This is a genomic window from Thiomonas bhubaneswarensis, from assembly GCF_001418255.1.
Classification (GTDB): domain Bacteria; phylum Pseudomonadota; class Gammaproteobacteria; order Burkholderiales; family Burkholderiaceae_C; genus Thiomonas; species Thiomonas bhubaneswarensis.
The window spans coordinates 142,413-159,282 of the sequence record NZ_LIPV01000005.1; the positions used below are offsets into that span (position 1 = coordinate 142,413).

Genomic DNA, 16,870 nt, shown 5'->3' on the forward strand with positions numbered 1-16,870 from the left:
CAAGAAGTTTCTATCTATCGATCAAGGAATTTCATACCTGTTCCCACTGCGCCCAGACTTTTTCCAGGCGCTTGAGCGACACCGGCATGGGCGTGCGCAGCTCCTGGGCGAACAGGGAAACGCGCAGTTCTTCGAGCAGCCACCGCAGCGTCTGCAGCCGCTCGGGCAAGGCGCCCCGGTACGCCGCCGCTTCGCGCTGCCAACGCGACAGCCAGGGGGCGAGCTGGGCGCTGAGTTGGGCGTCGCGTGCGGGGTCGGTGCGGAATTTATCCAGCCGCCGCGCAATGGCTTGCAGGTAACGGGGAAAGTGCGCGATCTGCGCTGGCGGGGTCTCGGTGAGGAAGCGCGGCGGCAACAGCGCCTGCAACTGGGCGCGGATGTCGCCGAGCAGCGCAGGCTGGTTTTTGAACCCTGCCAGCTTTTTCTGCACCTGGGCATGCTCCTCCAGAATCTGCCCGGCAAGCCGCGCCATTTCTGCGGCGAGAAGCTGAAAACGCGGCTTGCCTTCGCTCAGACGCTGCGCGAAGGCCGCCTTGTCGGTCGGCAGGGGCTCGGCCAGAAAGGCGCGGTCGAGCGCCGCATCGACGATCTGCGAGCGCAGCAGATCGGCCGTGCCCAGCGCCATGAACAGCATGGCCGCCTGCTGAAACCCGGGCAGACCCTTCTCCGCATGCTTGATCTGCTCGCGCAGTTGCAGGGCGAACAGGCGGCGCAGCCCAGCGCGATGCAGGCGCGCGGCTTCCTCTGCGGTATCGAACACTTCCACATCGACTGCGTTGCCCTTGTCCACCAGGGCGGGAAAGCCGATCAGGGTATGCGCACCGCGACGCAGTTCCAGCAGCTCGGGCAAGGCGTCGAAGGTCCAGTCGGTCAGGCCTTGCAGGGTGTCGGTGGGCACAGGGCTGGCGTCTGCGGCGGGACGCGCGCCCGCCTCGCCCGGGGATGTCGCGCCCTGCGGCTTGGCTTCGTTCGACGGCGGCAGACGGGTTTTGAGCTTGGCCAGCTCCGCGAACGCGTTGCGCGAGGCCTGGCCGTGGTCGGCACGCAGCTTGTCGATATCGCGCCCGGCGTCGATGCGCCGCCCATGGGTATCGATCACCTGCACGTTGAAGAACAGATGCGGGCCGAGGGTTTCGAGCTTGAAGTCGGTCCGCGGAAGCAGCAGCCCGGTGTGCTCGCGTACCAGGTCGCGCAGGGCGTCGAGCAGATCGCCCTGGCCGAAGCGGTCGGCCGCGGTGAGGCGCGTGGCGAAGGTCTCGGCAGTCTGCGGCAAGGGTACGAGGCGTGAGCGCGGCCGCTGCGGCAGGCTCTTGAGAAGCGCGAGGATTTTCTCCTTGAGCAGCCCCGGAACCAGCCATTGCAGGCGTTGCGCCGGGATCTGGTTGAGCGCGGCCAGCGGCGCGATCACGGTGACGCCGTCGCGCGCGCCTCCGGGGTCGAAGGTGTAGTCGAGCTGCAGCTCCAACGCGCCCAGCCTGAGGCGATTGGGAAAGGCCTCGGTGGTGATGCCCGCAGCTTCGTGGCGCATCAGCTCGTCGCGTTGCAGGAACAGCAGCTTGGGGTTGGCGCGCACCGCGTCGCGGTACCAGCGGTCGAAGCTGGCGCCGCTGTGCACCTCGGCGGGCACCTGCTGGTCGTAAAAGGCGTAGATGAGTTCCTCGTCCACCAGCACGTCGAGCCGCCGCGCCTTGTGTTCGAGCCGTTCGATGTCGGCGATCAACGCCCGGTTGTGCTGGAAGAACGTCCAGCGGCAGTCCCACTCGCCCGCCACCAGCGCCTCGCGCAGAAAAATCTCGCGCGCCTGGGCGGCATCGAAACGGCCGAAATCGACCCGACGCTGGTTGTAGACGACCAAGCCATAAAGCGTCGCGCGCTCGAAGGCGGTGACCTGCGCCGGTTTTTTCTCCCAATGCGGATCGAGCAGGCTGGTCTTGAGCAGATGTGCACCCACACGCTCCAGCCATTGCGGCTCGATGCGCGCCACGCCACGGGCGTAAAGCCGTGTCGTCTCCACCAGCTCGGCAGCCATGATCCAGCGCCCGGCCTTTCGGCCCAGCGGCGAAGACGGATGAATGGCGAATCGAATACCCCTCGCGCCGAGGTACTGGGTGTCCTCATCCCCCTTGTAGCCGATGTTGCCGAGCAGGCCGGCGAGCAAGGCGCAGTGAATCTGCTCGTAAGTCGCCTCGGTGGTGTTGAGGCGCCAGCCCTGCTCAGCCACCAGGGTGTGGAGCTGGCTGTGCACGTCGTGCCATTCGCGCAGGCGCAGCGGCGACAGATATTGCGCGCGCAGCTCGCTCCAGAGCTTGCGCTGCGATTTTTTATGAGCAATGGCCGCGTGATAGTGCGCCCAGAGCTTGAGCCAGCCGAGAAATTCGGAGCGCTCGTCGCTGAACTTGCGATGCGCTTCGTCGGCGGCCTGCTGCGCCTCGGCGGGGCGTTCGCGCGGGTCCTGCACCGACAGCGCCGCGGCGATGATCAGCACCTCGGTCAGCGCTTCGCGGTTGCGCGCTTCGAGAATCATGCGGCCTATGCGCGGGTCGACAGGCAGGCGTGCGAGTTCGCGGCCCAGCGGCGTTAGTGCATTGCGGTCATCCACCGCGCCCAGCTCGGTGAGCAGCTGGTAACCGTCGGCGATGGCCTTGCCCGGCGGCGGCTCAATGAAGGGAAACTGCTCGATCGCGTCCAGCCCTAGCGCCTTCATGCGCAGGATGACGGCCGCCAGCGAAGAGCGCAGGATTTCCGGCGTGGTGAACCGCGACCGTTCGGCAAATCCGGCTTCGTCATAAAGCCGGATGCACACACCATTCGCCACCCGCCCGCAGCGCCCGGCGCGCTGCTGCGCCGCGGCCTGGCTGACGGCCTCGACCTGCAGCATTTCCACCTTGTTGCGGTAGCTGTAGCGCTTGACCCGCGCCAGCCCCGAGTCGATGACATAGCGGATGCCCGGCACGGTCAACGAGGTCTCGGCCACATTGGTGGCCAGCACAATGCGCCTCGCCCCGCCCGAGGCGAACACCCTATCCTGCTCGGCCTGCGACAGCCGGGCGTACAGCGGCAGGATTTCCACACCGGCACGCTTCGTGTCCAGATGGTGCTTGCGCAGCGCCGCCTCGGCCTCGCGGATCTCGCGCTCACCGGGCAGGAAAACCAGTACATCGCCGGGGCCCATGCGCCACAACTCGTCCACGGCGTCGCAGATGGCCGCCGAAAGGTCGCGGTCGTCGCCCTTGTCCACACCGAAGGGCCGCCAGCGAATCTCCACCGGATACAAACGCCCGGAAACCTCGATGACGGGCGCGGGCCGACCCGAGGCATCGGCGAAATGCCGGGCAAAGCGCTCGGCGTCGATGGTCGCCGAGGTGACGACGATTTTCAGATCGGGCCTGCGCGGCATCAACTGCCTGAGATAACCCAGCAGCACGTCGATGTTCAGGCTGCGCTCGTGCGCTTCGTCGATGATCAGGGTGTCGTAGGCGCGCAGCAGGGGATCGGTCTGCGTTTCCGCCAGCAGGATGCCGTCGGTCATCAGCTTGATCGAAGCCCCGGGCTGCAATCTGTCGTTGAAGCGCACCTTATAGCCTGCGATGGCGCCCAGCTCGCTGTCGAGCTCCTGGGCCACGCGTCTGGCGATGCTGATGGCCGCCAGCCGCCTCGGCTGGGTGTGGCCGATCAGTCCCTTGCCGCCCGCGCCCAGTCCGCGTCCGATGGACAGCGCGATCTTGGGCAACTGCGTGGTCTTGCCCGAGCCGGTTTCGCCGCAGACGATGACCACCTGATGCTCGCGCATGGCCTGCGCGATGTCTTCTCGCCGCTGGGAAACCGGCAGCTCCGGCGCAAACCGCACCTCGCCCACCGGCGTGGCAGGCCCCGGCGTGCGTGGGGGCACGGGCCTGCGGGTTCGAGGCGGGCGGGAAGCGGTCGGTTCAGACATGAAAGACAGGGCATGCGGAAAACAACCCGTCATTCTCGGATAATCACGCCATGATCGCCACGCAGGAACAATTCGTCGATTGGCTGCGCTCCGTCGCACCCTACATCCACGCTCATCGCGGCAAGACCTTCGTGGTCGCCATCGCCGGCGAATTGATCGCTGCCGGACGCCTCAACGCCCTGGTACAAGACGTGGCCCTGCTCACCGCCATGGGCGTGCGCATCGTGCTGGTGCACGGCTTTCGCCCGCAGGTCGAGGCGCAGTTGCGCGAAAAGGGCGTGGGCTCGCGCTACTCGCACGGCATGCGCGTGACCGACGAAGTGGCACTCGACGCCGCGCAGGAGGCAGCCGGGCAACTGCGATTCGAGATCGAGGCGACGTTCTCGCAAGGGCTGCCCAACACGCCCATGGCCGGCGCCACCGTGCGCGTGGTCTCGGGCAATTTCATCATCGCCCGCCCCGTGGGCGTGATCGACGGTCTGGACTTCCAGCACACCGGGCTCGTGCGCAAGGTCGACGCGCCCACCATCTCCCGCGCGCTCGAATACGGTGCCGTCGTGCTCATGTCGCCCTTCGGCTACTCGCCCACGGGCGAGGCCTTCAACCTCAGCATGGAAGACGTCGCCAGCAGCGTGGGGGCCGCCATCAAGGCGGAAAAACTGGTGCTCATCACCGAAGTGGACGGCGTGATCGACGCCGAGCACAACCTCGTGCCCGAAATGACCGTGGCGCAGGCCGAGAGTCTGCTCTCGCGCCTGCCCGACCCGCAACAACCCACCGACACCGCGTTCTATCTGCGGCATGCCGTGCGCGCCGTGCGCGGCGGGGTGACGCGCGCGCACATCATTCCGTATGCGCTCGACGGCTCGCTGCTGCTCGAACTGTTCACCCACGACGGCGTAGGCACCATGATCGCCGACGAGCATCTGGAACATCTGCGCCAGGCCACGGCCGACGATGTGGGCGGCATCCTGCAGCTCATCGAGCCGTTGGAAGAACAGGGCGTACTGGTCAAGCGCAGCCGCACCGAAATCGAGCGCGACATCGCCAATTACACCGTTCTCGAACACGACGGCATCATCTTCGGCTGCGCCGCGCTCTACCCCTACCCGGAGCAGAAAACCGGCGAAATGGCCGCGCTCACCGTCCACCCCTCGGCCCAGGGTCAGGGCGACGGCGAGCGCATTCTCAAGCACATCGAACAGCGCGCACGCGCGCTAGGCCTGCAGAGCATTTTCGTCCTCACCACCCGCACCATGCACTGGTTCATCAAGCGAGGCTTCGTGCTGGTGGAGCGCGAATGGCTGCCACCCGACCGCCGCCTGCGCTATGACGACCAGCGCCGATCGCGGGTGCTGGTCAAACATCTCTCCTGATTGTCCCGCGTCATCCGCATGGCATGGCGCGACCCGCCCCTCCCCACCAAGGAACTCTCCATGACTCGAATGGTTCAATGCGTCAAACTCGGCCGCGAAGCCGAAGGCCTCGATTTCGCCCCCTACCCCGGCGAACTCGGCGCGCGCATCTACAACAACGTCTCCAAGGAAGCCTGGGCCGCCTGGCTCAAGCACCAGACCATGCTGGTCAATGAAAACCGCCTCAACCTGGCCGATGCCCGAGCCCGGCAATATCTGGCGCGGCAAATGGAGAAGTACTTTTTCGGCGAAGGCGCGGAAATGCCGCAAGGCTACGTGCCGCCGACGGCCTGAACGCCCGTCCCGGACTCACCGAGCGACGCCCATCTCAAGGGCCACCCAATACCCCCGTTAGTATTTTCTGGGGATTTTTCGCGCTCTCGTACAACAATTCGCAAAGTTGCGCAATCAACACTAAACACAATGTGGTGTATGCGCGTGCGCCCCTACCATCACGGCAGCCCTCAATACTCAATTGAGTATTTTGAGTCTGGGCCGCTCTTGCGGCGCAATCAACCACCGATGGAGGCCGGGTCGTTCGCCCGGTAGGAGACACAAGAATGCAACTCAAGAAACTGGCACTCTCGCTGGCCCTGGCCGGCATCGCCCTTCCCGCTGCTCACGCGACCAATGGTTATTTTCAACCTGGTTTCAGTGTGAAATCCGTGGGCATGGGTGGCGTTGGGATCGCTTTCCCGCAGGATGCCCTGGCTGCCGCAATCAACCCTGCTGGAATGGTCGATATTGGCAATCGCCTGGATTTTGGCGTGAGCGCATTCGAGCCCAAGCGTGACGCCAGCCTCAGCTCGAACGCGACCGTGTACAGCCCCCAGGCTGGCCAGTCGTTCCCGATTGGCGGCAGCTACGGCGGCAACGATACCAAAACGTTCATCATTCCTGAATTTGGCGTTAACTACATGCTCAACCCGACGATGTCGGTTGGCTTGAGCATCTACGGCAACGGCGGCCTGAACACCGGTTACTCAAAGATCTTTCCTCCGTTCGCCCCTGGCACCGGTGTTGATTTGCAACAGTTGTTCTTCGCGCCCTCGTTCGCGATGAAGGTCAATTCGTCCAACTCCATTGGTGTCAGCCTGAACATTGTCCATCAGTCGTTCCGTGCCAACGGTTTGACTAATCTGTGCAATGCACCGGTACCTGGTGCGCCTGCAGGCACGACCTTGTCAGCCAACCCAGCAGCGTGTACCGACAACGGTCATGCTGACTCTAACGGCGTGGGCGTGCGCATCGGCTGGATCGGCCAGCTCACTCCGACATTGGCAGTTGGTGCGACCTATCAGTCCGAAACCCATATGCAGGGGTTTGACAAATACAGAGGTCTTTTCGCGAATGCGGGTCAGTTCAACATCCCAGCCAACTTTGGGATCGGTCTGGCGTGGAAAGCGACCCCCGCTATGACTATCGCTGCCGATATTGTGCGTATCGATTACGGCAGTATCCCGGCGATTGCGAACGGCATGCTGCCGGGTCAATTGGGTGGCCAGACCAATGGACCAGGCTTTGGCTGGAAGAGCATCAATGTCTACAAGCTTGGGGTCGCTTATCAATACAACGAAGCGCTCACCTTGCGTGCTGGTTGGAATCACGGCGACAACCCAATCGACTCGTCGAATATTTTGTTCAACACCCTGGCTCCGGGCGTGATCAAAGACCATCTGACTCTGGGTGCGACCTACGCCATTGCGAAAAACATGGAGCTCTCGTTTGATTACGTTCATGCGTTCGGCAATTCTGTTACTGGACAGCTGCCCGGCAACTTCGGTTTCACTGGGACAGAGACTCTCAGCATGAGTCAGAATGTGCTGGGGGTGACTCTTGGATGGAAATACTGATTCCAGCCGACCCCAATCAAACCGCAGCCTCGGCTGCGGTTTTTTTATGCCCTCGAAGTCCGCCCCCGGGGCCGGTTCACCGACAATGCCGTCCATGCTGCCCTGTTATGTATTGCTGGACCTCGAAACCACCGGCGCCCATCCGGTGCATGACCGCATCACCGAAGTGGCGGCCATGCGTATCGAGGGCGGGGAAGTGGTGGCGAAGTGGAGCCGTCTGATCGATCCGGGGCAGCGCATTCCGCCGTTCATTCAGCAGCTCACCGGCATCACCGACAGCATGGTGGCGGGTGCTCCGAACTTCGGTGCGGTGTTGCCCGAGTTGCTCACGCTGCTCGATGGCGCCGTGCTCGTGGCGCACAACGTGCGGTTCGATCATGGTTTCCTGAAACAGGCCGCCGCACGCGAAGGGGTAGATCTGCGGGTGAAGACGCTATGTACCGTGCGTCTGTCGCGCAAGCTGTATCCACAGGCGCGGGGGCATGGGCTGGATGCGATCATGCGCCGTCATGGCCTGCACACCACGGCTCGGCATCGGGCCATGGGCGATGTCGAGTTGCTGCATCAATGGCTGGCCATCGCTCAAACGGAACTGGGTTCCGAGGCGGTGGAAAGCGCGGCGTACAGCTTGTTGCGCAGCAGCGCCAGCTTGCCGCCGCACCTGGAAACGCCGATGGACGAGGTTCCCGACACGCCCGGGGTCTACCTGCTCTTCGGCGAGGGCGACATGCCGCTTTACATCGGCAAGAGCGTGCGTCTGCGCAGTCGGGTGCTCGCGCACTTTCAGGCGGATCACCGCGACGCGCGCGAACTCCGCCTGGCTCAGGAGGTCCGGCGGGTGGAGTGGCAGCAAACGGCGGGAGAGTTTGGCGCCCTGCTGCTGGAAATGCGGCTCATCAAGGAACGACAGCCCCTGCTCAATCGCCAATTGCGCCGCGAACGGCAGCTCTGCTCTTGGGAGTTGAGCGACGATGCCCAGGCGCGGCCGCTGCTGCGCCTGGTGCGCGGCGAGGAACTCGATCCGCGATCGTTTTCCCGTCTCTTCGGCTGCTATCGCAGCAAACGGCAGGCCGTGGACGAACTGCGCTCGCTCGCCGAGCGTCATACGCTCTGTCCCCAGGCTCTGGGGCTGGAATCGGGCAAGGGCCGTTGCTTCGCCCACCAGATCGGTCGATGCAAAGGCGTGTGCTGCGGGCTTGAACCGCCACAGCAGCATCTCGCACGGCTGCAACTGGCGCTGGCCGCCGATCGACTGCGCACCTGGCCCTATGCCGGGCCCATCGGTCTGCGCGAACACGACCCGGCGCAAGACCGCACCGATGTGCATGTGTTCGACCAATGGCGCTATCTGGGCACGGCACGCAGCGAGCCCGATCTGGCTGCGCTGGCGGAGGGCCCACACGAGATCGAGTCAGGTGGCTTCGACCTCGACCTCTATCGTCTGCTTCTCGGTCGTCTGATGGGCGCCAAAGGCCCGCCGCCCGATCTGATCCGGCTGTGAGCGCGCAACGGCGAATCAGCCGTGTTCCTTGGCGTGGTTGATGGAGTACTTCGGGATCTCGATGGTCACGTCTTCGTCGGCAAGGATAGCCTGGCACGACAGGCGCGACGTGGGCTCCAGCCCCCACGCGCGGTCGAGCAGATCTTCTTCGCTCTCGTCGAGTTCGCCCAGGCTCTCATAACCCTTGCGCACGACCACATGGCAGGTGGTGCAGGCGCATTGCATGTCGCAAGCGTGCTCGATCGGCACGCCGTTCTCCAGCAGGGCTTCGCAGATCGAGGTGCCGCGCGCTGCGCTGACCTGCTTGCCTTCCGGGCAGTATTCGGGATGCGGCAGTACCGTGATGATGGGCATGGTGCGAATGAGATGAGAACGTCGGGGCGTCAGAGCGTTGTATTCGGCGGCGTGTCGGCGAGTTGCGCGATGCGATCGACCGACTGACCCGCCAGCGCGCGCTGAATGCTGCGATTCATGCGGCGAGCCGCGAACGCATCGGTCTGCCGGGTCAGTGCGTCGAGGGCCTGGCGGATCTGCTCGATGTCGCCTCCCTGCTCGGCCCGCGCCAGCGCCGCCATGCTGTCGTGAATCTGTGCATCTTCGTCGGCGGTCAGCAGATCGCGGTCGAGCTGCATGGCGGTTCGCGTGGCGGCCAGCAGGGCCTGGGCATCCACCCGCGCTTCCTGCAGCATGCGGACGTCGCGGTCGTCCTCGGCATGGGCCACGCTGTCTTGCAGCATCTGTGCGATCTGCGCGTCGTCCAGGCCATAGGCCGGCTTGACCTGCACCTGGGCCTGCACGCCGGTGGTCAGCTCCTGCGCGCTGACTTCGAGCAGACCGTCGGCATCGACGGCGAAGGTCACACGAATGCGCGCGGCGCCCGCCACCATGGGCGGAATGCCCCGCAGCTCGAAGCGCGCCAGCGAGCGGCAGTCGCTGACCAATTCGCGCTCGCCCTGCACCACATGAATGGCCATGGCGGTCTGCCCGTCGCGAAAGGTGGTGAAGTCTTGCGAGCGTGCCTGGGGAATGGTGCTGTTGCGCGGCAGAATGTGCTCGACCAGCCCCCCCATGGTCTCGATACCCAGCGACAGGGGAATGACATCGAGCAGCAGCACGTCGTCGGCCCCGGCATTGCCCGCCAGGGCATTGGCCTGAATGGCAGCGCCCAAGGCCACGACCTGATCGGGATCGAGATCGGTCAGCGGCGCCTTGCCCATGGCTTGCTCGACCGCGCGGCGGATCATGGGCATGCGCGTGGCGCCCCCCACCAGCACCACGCCCTGCACCCCGGCGGCGCTCACCCGCGCGTCGTTCAAGGCGCGGCGCAGCAGGGCAAGGGTGCGTTGCACGAGGTCGGCGCAGGCCTGCTCGAATTCCTCGCGCAGCAAGGTGCCGGTGTGAAGCGAACCATCGGGCAGCGCCACGGTATACGCGGCGGTCTCGGCCTGGCTCAGGGTCTCCTTGGCCTGGCGGGCCGTCATGCGCCATTGCCGCTGCTCGCTTGCCGACAGCTCGGGTTCTCCGGCCTGCTGCCGCATCAAGGCTTCGAGGCGGAGGTCGAAGTCGTCGCCCCCGAGCGCCGTGTCGCCGCTGGTGGCGACGACCTCGAACACGCCCTTGGTCAACCGCAGCACGGAGAGATCGAAAGTGCCGCCGCCGAGGTCGTAAATGACATACAGTCCCTCGACACCGCGATCGAGCCCGTAGGCCAGCGCCGCCGCCGTGGGCTCGTTGATCAGGCGCAGCACGTGCAAGCCCGCGAGCTGCGCGGCATCCTTGGTCGCCTGACGTTGGGCGTCATCGAAGTAGGCCGGTACGGTGATCACCGCGCCGACAAGTTCTCCGCCCAGGGTGTCTTCGGCACGCCAGCGCAGCACGCGCAGGATGTCGGCGGAGGCCTGAATCGGCGTGATCTCGCCCGCCGCGGTCTCGAAGCGGACGACTCTGGCGTCGTCGGCGATGCGGTAATGCGCCAGTGCGGCGGGCGGCAGATCGCTCGGAGCTCGCCCCATGAAGCGCTTGACCGACACCAGGGTGTTGGCCGGATCGAGCGCCTGCTCTTCGCGCGCGCGAAGCCCCACTTCGGCGCGGCCATCGGCGTGATAGTGCACGACTGAAGGCAGCAGCACCTGCCCTCGGTCATCGGGCAGACATTGCGGTGTGCCGCTGCGAACGGCGGCGACGAGGGAATGCGTCGTCCCCAGATCGATGCCCACGGCACGACGGTGCTGGTGTGGGTCGGGCGATTGTCCGGGTTCGGAGATTTGCAACAGGGCCATGGGCAGGGGCAAAAGGTGGCTGGCTTCGGGCTTCGACCTTGCTGACCGAAACCCGCAGACAAAGAATCAATGGGGCATCAAACAGCCTAGGGCACGAGATGTTCGGATGCCCGCCGCAGCTCCTCGACAAAACGGTCGAGGAACAGCAAGGCCCTCACCTGCTCGGCTGCTCTGTGTGGTGCGTTGTGTTCATCGAGCGCCTGACGCACGGCCTCGAGTCGCTCGGCCCGCTGGGCCAGCACTTCGGTTTCAAGCACCTTGAGCCCGGCGCCATCGGCCGCGTCGCGCAGCTCGTCCAGCGTTTCGCGCCAGGCCATCTGCTGCATCAGAAAATCGGCAGGCATGGCGGTGTTGTTTTCGGCCTGAATCGGCACGCCACGCCGCTCGCACAGGTAGGTGGCACGCTGCACCGGATTCTTGAGGGTGAGGTAAGCCGCATTGGCCTGTGCCGCCCATTGCATGGCAAGCCTTCGGTCGCGATCGCTGCCCGCGGCGAATCGGTCGGGATGGACCTGCGACTGCACCGCCAGCCGCGCTCGCTCGAGTTGCGCCAGATCGAGGGCAAAAGTCTCGGGCAGCCCAAACAGTGCGAAGTAAGACTGATCGAGATCCATCAGACCCGGAACGACTCGCCACAGCCGCAGCGGTCGCGTTCGTTCGGATTGTTGAATTGAAAGCCCTCATTCAAACCCTGTCGCACAAAGTCGAGCTCGGTGCCATCGACATAGGCCAGGCTCTTGGGATCGACCAGGATCTTGACGCCATGACTCTCAAAGGTCAGATCTTCGTCTGCGGCCTGATCCACGAACTCGAGCTTGTAGGCCATGCCGGAGCAGCCCGTGGTCTTGACGCCCAGACGCACGCCGATCCCGGCACCGCGTTTGGCAAGATGGCGCTGCACCTGCTGGGCAGCGCGTTCGGTAAGGGTGACTGACATGATCGATTCCTTCGTCGGTCTTGTCGCGCGGCCATCAGGCTGGCTGGGCCTGTTTGGCCTGCGCTTGTGGCTCTGCCTTCTGACCATGACGTTGCTGGTAATCGCTGACCGCCGCCTTGATGGCGTCTTCGGCCAGGATGGAGCAGTGAATTTTCACCGGCGGCAAGGCGAGTTCCTCGGCGATCTGGCTGTTGCGGATTTCGAGCGCCTGGTCGAGGGTCTTGCCCTTGACCCATTCGGTCACCAGGGAAGACGAGGCGATGGCCGAGCCGCAGCCATAGGTCTTGAAGCGCGCGTCTTCGATGACACCCTGATCGTTGACGCGGATCTGCAGCTTCATCACGTCGCCACAGGCCGGAGCACCCACCATGCCTGTGCCGACCTGCGGGTCGTCCTTGGCGAAGGAACCCACATTGCGCGGGTTTTCATAGTGATCCACCACTTTGTCGCTGTAAGCCATGATCTTGTCCTCCTCGAAGCGCCCGCCGAGAGCGGCGGACGACACATCCAATATTTCCGACCTCTATTGTCGGCTATTTGCACAACCCTGATGCGCATAGGCGCTTGAGCGCCCTTGGTGGCTCTCAAGAAAACGCAGGGCCGTCCCAAGTTTTCTTGACCCCCACGGGGGGCGGGCTGGGCGCAGCCCGGCCCTCGGGGCGCTCAGTGCGCCGCCCACTGGATGGTGCTGATGTCGATGCCTTCCTTGTACATGTCCCACAGCGGAGAAAGGTCGCGCAGCTTGGCCACGCTCTCGCGCAGTTGGCGCACGGCGGAATCGATCTCCTCTTCGGTGGTATATCGACCGATGGTCATGCGCAGCGAGGAATGCGCCAGCTCGTCGCTGCGCCCCAAGGCGCGCAGCACGTACGAAGGCTCCAGGCTGGCCGAGGTGCAGGCCGAGCCGCTGGACACCGCAATGCCCTTGATCGCCATAATTAGCGATTCGCCCTCGACGTAGTTGAAGCTGATGTTGAGGTTGTGCGGCACGCGGCGCTCGAGGTCGCCGTTGACATAGACCTCTTCGATGTCCTTCAGGCCGTCGAGCAGGCGCTTTTGCAGCATGCGCGCCCGCTCGATGCTCGCCCCGAGCTCGGCCTTGGCGATGCGGAAAGCCTCTCCCATGCCCACGATCTGATGCGTGGGCAGCGTGCCCGAACGCAGCCCGCGCTCGTGGCCGCCACCATGCATTTGCGGAATCAACCGCACCCGCGGCTTGCGCCGCACATAGAGCGCGCCGATACCCTTGGGGCCGTAGGTCTTGTGAGAGGCCAGGCTCATCAGATCGACCGGCCAGGCCTGCAGATCGATCACCATCTTGCCGGTGGCCTGGGCCGCATCCACATGAAAGATGATGCCGCGCTCGCGGCAGATCCGGCCGATTTCGGGAATATCCTGGATCACGCCGATCTCGTTGTTGACCAGCATGACCGACACCAGAATGGTGTCGGGCCGAAGCGCCGCCTTGAACTGGTCGAGATCGAGCAGGCCGTTGGACTGCACATCAAGGTAGGTGGCATCGAACCCGCGGCGCTCCATTTCGCGCACCGTGTCGAGCACCGCCTTGTGTTCGGTCTTGACGGTGACGATATGTTTGCCCTTGCCCTGGTAGAACTCCGCCGTGCCCTTGATGGCGAGATTGTTCGATTCCGTGGCGCCCGACGTCCAGATGATTTCCTTGGGGTCGGCGTTGATCAATTCGGCCACCTGAGCCCTGGCCTTTTCGACGGCTTCCTCGGCTTCCCAGCCCCAGGCATGGCTGCGCGACGCCGGATTGCCGAAGTGCTCGCGCAGCCAGGGAATCATGGCATCGACCACCCGCGGATCCACGGGCGTGGTGGCAGCGTAGTCCATGTAAATGGGTAGATGGGGCGTGGTAGACATGATGTAGAGAATCAGGGAATGTGGGGGTTACGGCCCAAATGCGATGCACCGGGCTGTCCATGACGCGCAAAGAACGCCGAAGCGCGGCCGCCAGGCCGCCGCTGCAGCATCAGCCCAGAGTCTGGGCCAAATTGAAGACCGAATTGGGCGCCTTGACCTTGATCGGCTTGGCCGTCACCGGCAGAGGCGAAACCGGCTTGCGCGCCACGGCAACTTCTTCTACCGTGACGCCTTTGGCAAGGTTTTGCTCCACCAGGGCCTTGAGATTGACCGAGTCGAGAAACTCGACCATCTTGGCGTTGAGCTGTGCCCACAGGTCGTGGGTCATGCACGGGCCGCTGTCTTCGCCGTTGCAGTTTTCCTTGCCGCCGCACTGCGTCGCGTCGAGGGGCTCATCCACCGCGATGATGATGTCGGCGATGCTGATCTCTTCCGACTTGCGCGCCAGCGTGTAGCCGCCGCCAGGACCACGAACCGAATCGACCAGTTCGTGACGGCGCAACTTGCCGAACAACTGTTCAAGGTAAGAGAGGGAAATGTGCTGGCGCTGGCTGATGCCGGCCAGAGTTACGGGACCCAGATGCTGACGCATGGCCACGTCGATCATGGCGGTCACGGCAAAACGTCCTTTGGTTGTCAGTCGCATGGCGGCTCTCCTCAACACATGAATGGCGGCCAGTTGCAAGGTCGGAGGCGGTCGCCCGGGGCGGGCTTGCAGCAGACATTACACAGTGCCGGAATGAAAAAATCCGACGAAACAGTAGGGGTGATGGTACGAATCCCGATCGTTTTCGTCAACTACTCAGACTTTTCCGGCCTCGCAAAGTTCCGGGCTGAAGTGGGTTTTTTTCTATGAAGGAAGTGTGGGTATTCGAAACATGTGGTTTATCCTTAGTGCTCAATCAATCTAGCGAATAGATCGAATTCATGCGACTCACCCTGCGGCAAATGGAAGTGCTGGTGGAAATCGCGCATAGCCGCAGCGCCACCGCGGCGGGCGATTCGCTCGCCATGTCACAGTCGGCCGTCAGCGCGGCGCTGGCCGAGCTCGAAACGCAGTTGGGCGAGCGCGTGTTCGACCGCGTTGGAAAGCGTCTGGTTCTCAACGACTCCGGCCGGCTTCTGCTTCCGCGCGCCATGGCCATTCTCGACCAGACGCGCAGCATCGAGGCGCTGTTCAGCGCCGGCGCCGCAGCGCTGCGCATCGGCGCCAGCAGTACCGTGGGCAACGCCATCCTGCCGGGGATCATGGCGGCGTTCTGCCGCGAATTCCCCGCCGCACAGTTCTGCCTACGCGTGGGCAACACCCAGGCCATCGCGGAAGCCGTGGCCCAGTTCGAAGTCGATCTCGGCTTAGTCGAAGGCGCCTGCCATCGCGACGATCTGGCCATACAACCCTGGCTGCAGGACGCGCTGGTCGTGGTCTGCGCTCCCGACAGCCCCTTGGCCGGACGCGAGGTCAGCCTCGGCGAGCTTCGCGCCGCACGCTGGCTCTTGCGCGAGGCCGGCTCGGGCACGCGCGAAACCGTGGAAGCGCTGCTGCTCGAACATCTGCACGGCTTCGAGCAGGTCATGGTGCTCGGCAGTTCCGAATCGATCCGTGGCGCGGCCATCGCCGGGCTGGGCCTGGCCTGCATTCCGCGGCGGCTGGTGCGCGAGGATCTGAACCACGGCAAACTCGTGACCGTGCGCAGCGCCCTGCCCTCGATGCACCGCACGCTGTATATCGTTCATCACCAGAAAAAGACGTTCTCCCAACCCCTGCAGCGCTTCCTGCAGTTCTGCCAGACCTGGCAGGACGATTCGCTGCCCGCCTGACCCTCAGCATCCTGCTTCTCATGACCTCTGCTCACTCCGCCCAGGCTGCCCCCCGCCTCACCTCGCTCTCGCACGGCGGTGGCTGTGGCTGCAAGATCGCGCCCAACGTCCTGTCCGAAATCCTCAAGAAGCACGCGCCCATGCTGCCTCGACCCGAGGCGCTGCTGGTGGGCACCGAATCGTCCGACGACGCCGCCGTCTACCTGCTCAACCCCGAGCAGGCGCTGATCGCCACCACGGACTTTTTCATGCCCATCGTGGACGATCCCTTCGACTTCGGGCGCATTGCCGCAACCAACGCCCTTTCCGACGTCTACGCCATGGGGGGCACCCCCATCATGGCGCTGGCGCTCGTGGGCATGCCCATAGGCGTCATCCCGCTCGAGACCGTCTCGGCGATTCTGCGCGGGGGTGAATCGGTGTGCGCAGAGGCGGGCATTCCCATCGCGGGTGGCCACAGCATCGACTCGGTCGAGGCGATTTACGGTCTGGTCGCCATGGGCTTGGCACACCCCAGCCAGATCCGCCGCAATGACAGCGCCCGGGCGGGCGACGTCATCGTGCTGGGCAAGCCGCTGGGTGTGGGCATTCAGTCGGCGGCGCTCAAAAAAGAGGCGCTCGACGCCGAGGGCTACGCCCGCATGATCGCCAACACCACGCAGCTCAACACGCCGGGCAGACATCTGGCGAAACTCGGCGGGGTGCACGCCATGACTGACGTCACCGGTTTTGGCCTGCTGGGCCATCTGCTGGAGGTGTGCCGGGGCTCACAGTTGAGGGCACGACTGAACTTCGCTGATGTGCCCATCATCGAGGGCGTCGCCGAGCTGGCTGCCGCGGGCATGAGCACCGGCGCCTCGGGCCGCAACTGGGCCAGTTACGGCGCCGAAGTCAACCTCGCGCCAAGCCTGCCAGCACTGGCCCAGACCTTGTTGACCGACCCGCAGACCTCCGGGGGGCTGCTGGTGGCGTGCGCTCCCGAACAGGTCGACGAAGTGCTGGGCATCTTCCATAGCGAAGGCTTTGCCCAGGCCGCCGCCATCGGTACCTTGGATTCGGGCCTGCCCGGCATCGACGTGCGCTGACGCGCGGCTATTACCTTCACAGCGCGCAAGACTGCTTCACACCATCGACCCCGGGCAAACCCGAGGCCGGGTTTTTCAATGCGCGTCTGTTACATCTTTATACTTCGGCCGCGGACTGTTGCAGGTCTGTCGTGCAAACCCGGTATTGCATGACAAGCCAGCGC

Annotated in this window: 14 protein-coding genes; 6 read left to right on the forward strand and 8 right to left on the reverse strand. The window is 64.4% G+C overall.

All coding sequences use genetic code 11. From position 1 onward, the window contains the following. Nucleotides 1-31 precede the first annotated feature (31 nt). Entirely contained in the window at nucleotides 32-3,934 is a 3,903-nt protein-coding gene (gene hrpA, locus ASC45_RS08170) for an ATP-dependent RNA helicase HrpA (protein WP_055450665.1), read from the reverse strand. A gap of 50 nt (nucleotides 3,935-3,984) precedes the next feature. Here hrpA and argA point away from each other — a divergent pair, with 50 nt between their 5' ends. The 4 genes from argA to ASC45_RS08190 all read left to right on the forward strand — a co-directional run bounded on the left by argA (nucleotide 3,985) and on the right by ASC45_RS08190 (nucleotide 8,703). Next, entirely contained in the window at nucleotides 3,985-5,310 is a 1,326-nt protein-coding gene (argA, locus tag ASC45_RS08175) for an amino-acid N-acetyltransferase (RefSeq protein WP_055450547.1), read from the forward strand. A 60-nt stretch (nucleotides 5,311-5,370) separates the two neighbouring features. Further along, the gene (locus ASC45_RS08180) at nucleotides 5,371-5,643 is read left to right on the forward strand and encodes an oxidative damage protection protein (RefSeq protein ID WP_055450548.1); all 273 of its coding nucleotides are present in this window, start codon (nucleotides 5,371-5,373) and stop codon (nucleotides 5,641-5,643) included. Between the two features lie 266 nt (nucleotides 5,644-5,909). Beyond that, nucleotides 5,910-7,202: an OmpP1/FadL family transporter gene (locus tag ASC45_RS08185; RefSeq protein WP_055450549.1), complete on the forward strand. Its 1,293-nt coding sequence runs from the start codon at nucleotides 5,910-5,912 to the stop codon at nucleotides 7,200-7,202. Nucleotides 7,203-7,296: 94 nt separating this feature from the next. Further along, on the forward strand, nucleotides 7,297-8,703 hold the full coding sequence (locus ASC45_RS08190; protein ID WP_055450666.1) for an exonuclease domain-containing protein: 1,407 nt from the start codon (nucleotides 7,297-7,299) through the stop codon (nucleotides 8,701-8,703). 15 nt (nucleotides 8,704-8,718) lie between these two features. Here the strand turns inward: ASC45_RS08190 and fdx are convergent, their stop codons facing one another. From fdx to iscR, 7 genes are all read right to left on the reverse strand, one after another. Continuing rightward, complete coding sequence (gene fdx / locus ASC45_RS08195; protein WP_055450550.1) at nucleotides 8,719-9,057, reverse strand: ISC system 2Fe-2S type ferredoxin; 339 nt, start codon at nucleotides 9,055-9,057, stop codon at nucleotides 8,719-8,721. 29 nt (nucleotides 9,058-9,086) lie between these two features. After that, the gene (gene hscA, locus ASC45_RS08200) at nucleotides 9,087-10,982 is read right to left on the reverse strand and encodes a Fe-S protein assembly chaperone HscA (RefSeq protein ID WP_055450551.1); all 1,896 of its coding nucleotides are present in this window, start codon (nucleotides 10,980-10,982) and stop codon (nucleotides 9,087-9,089) included. Between the two features lie 86 nt (nucleotides 10,983-11,068). Continuing rightward, a complete protein-coding gene (hscB, locus tag ASC45_RS08205; RefSeq protein WP_055450552.1) occupies nucleotides 11,069-11,596 on the reverse strand; it encodes a Fe-S protein assembly co-chaperone HscB in 528 nt (175 codons plus the stop codon). Beyond that, the gene (gene iscA / locus ASC45_RS08210; protein WP_055450553.1) at nucleotides 11,596-11,919 is read right to left on the reverse strand and encodes an iron-sulfur cluster assembly protein IscA; all 324 of its coding nucleotides are present in this window, start codon (nucleotides 11,917-11,919) and stop codon (nucleotides 11,596-11,598) included. The genes hscB and iscA overlap by 1 nt, the downstream gene beginning before the upstream one ends. Nucleotides 11,920-11,953: 34 nt before the next feature. Beyond that, on the reverse strand, nucleotides 11,954-12,379 hold the full coding sequence (gene iscU / locus ASC45_RS08215; RefSeq protein WP_055450667.1) for a Fe-S cluster assembly scaffold IscU: 426 nt from the start codon (nucleotides 12,377-12,379) through the stop codon (nucleotides 11,954-11,956). Between the two features lie 203 nt (nucleotides 12,380-12,582). Continuing rightward, nucleotides 12,583-13,803, reverse strand: a complete 1,221-nt coding sequence (locus ASC45_RS08220; RefSeq protein WP_055450554.1) for an IscS subfamily cysteine desulfurase — start codon at nucleotides 13,801-13,803, stop codon at nucleotides 12,583-12,585. A 109-nt stretch (nucleotides 13,804-13,912) separates the two neighbouring features. Beyond that, a complete protein-coding gene (gene iscR, locus ASC45_RS08225) occupies nucleotides 13,913-14,449 on the reverse strand; it encodes a Fe-S cluster assembly transcriptional regulator IscR (RefSeq protein ID WP_055450555.1) in 537 nt (178 codons plus the stop codon). Nucleotides 14,450-14,730: 281 nt separating this feature from the next. Between iscR and ASC45_RS08230 the strand changes: the two genes are divergently transcribed. Both ASC45_RS08230 and selD read left to right on the forward strand, forming a co-directional pair. Further along, nucleotides 14,731-15,621 carry a LysR family transcriptional regulator gene (locus ASC45_RS08230; protein ID WP_055450556.1) on the forward strand — a complete coding sequence of 297 codons (891 nt, stop codon included), beginning with the start codon at nucleotides 14,731-14,733 and terminating at the stop codon, nucleotides 15,619-15,621. 20 nt (nucleotides 15,622-15,641) lie between these two features. Further along, nucleotides 15,642-16,706: a selenide, water dikinase SelD gene (gene selD, locus ASC45_RS08235; protein ID WP_055450557.1), complete on the forward strand. Its 1,065-nt coding sequence runs from the start codon at nucleotides 15,642-15,644 to the stop codon at nucleotides 16,704-16,706. The last annotated feature ends 164 nt before the right edge of the window (nucleotides 16,707-16,870 follow it).

Excerpts from the sequence above, each read along its gene's own strand:
- hrpA (WP_055450665.1), bottom strand. The coding sequence starts at position 3,934 with ATGTCTGAACCGACCGCTTCCCGCCCGCCTCGAACCCGCAGGCCCGTG.
- argA (WP_055450547.1), top strand. The coding sequence starts at position 3,985 with ATGATCGCCACGCAGGAACAATTCGTCGATTGGCTGCGCTCCGTCGCA.
- ASC45_RS08180 (WP_055450548.1), top strand. The coding sequence starts at position 5,371 with ATGACTCGAATGGTTCAATGCGTCAAACTCGGCCGCGAAGCCGAAGGC.
- ASC45_RS08185 (WP_055450549.1), top strand. The coding sequence starts at position 5,910 with ATGCAACTCAAGAAACTGGCACTCTCGCTGGCCCTGGCCGGCATCGCC.
- ASC45_RS08190 (WP_055450666.1), top strand. The coding sequence starts at position 7,297 with ATGCTGCCCTGTTATGTATTGCTGGACCTCGAAACCACCGGCGCCCAT.
- fdx (WP_055450550.1), bottom strand. The coding sequence starts at position 9,057 with ATGCCCATCATCACGGTACTGCCGCATCCCGAATACTGCCCGGAAGGC.
- hscA (WP_055450551.1), bottom strand. The coding sequence starts at position 10,982 with ATGGCCCTGTTGCAAATCTCCGAACCCGGACAATCGCCCGACCCACAC.
- hscB (WP_055450552.1), bottom strand. The coding sequence starts at position 11,596 with ATGGATCTCGATCAGTCTTACTTCGCACTGTTTGGGCTGCCCGAGACT.
- iscA (WP_055450553.1), bottom strand. The coding sequence starts at position 11,919 with ATGTCAGTCACCCTTACCGAACGCGCTGCCCAGCAGGTGCAGCGCCAT.
- iscU (WP_055450667.1), bottom strand. The coding sequence starts at position 12,379 with ATGGCTTACAGCGACAAAGTGGTGGATCACTATGAAAACCCGCGCAAT.
- ASC45_RS08220 (WP_055450554.1), bottom strand. The coding sequence starts at position 13,803 with ATGTCTACCACGCCCCATCTACCCATTTACATGGACTACGCTGCCACC.
- iscR (WP_055450555.1), bottom strand. The coding sequence starts at position 14,449 with ATGCGACTGACAACCAAAGGACGTTTTGCCGTGACCGCCATGATCGAC.
- ASC45_RS08230 (WP_055450556.1), top strand. The coding sequence starts at position 14,731 with ATGCGACTCACCCTGCGGCAAATGGAAGTGCTGGTGGAAATCGCGCAT.
- selD (WP_055450557.1), top strand. The coding sequence starts at position 15,642 with ATGACCTCTGCTCACTCCGCCCAGGCTGCCCCCCGCCTCACCTCGCTC.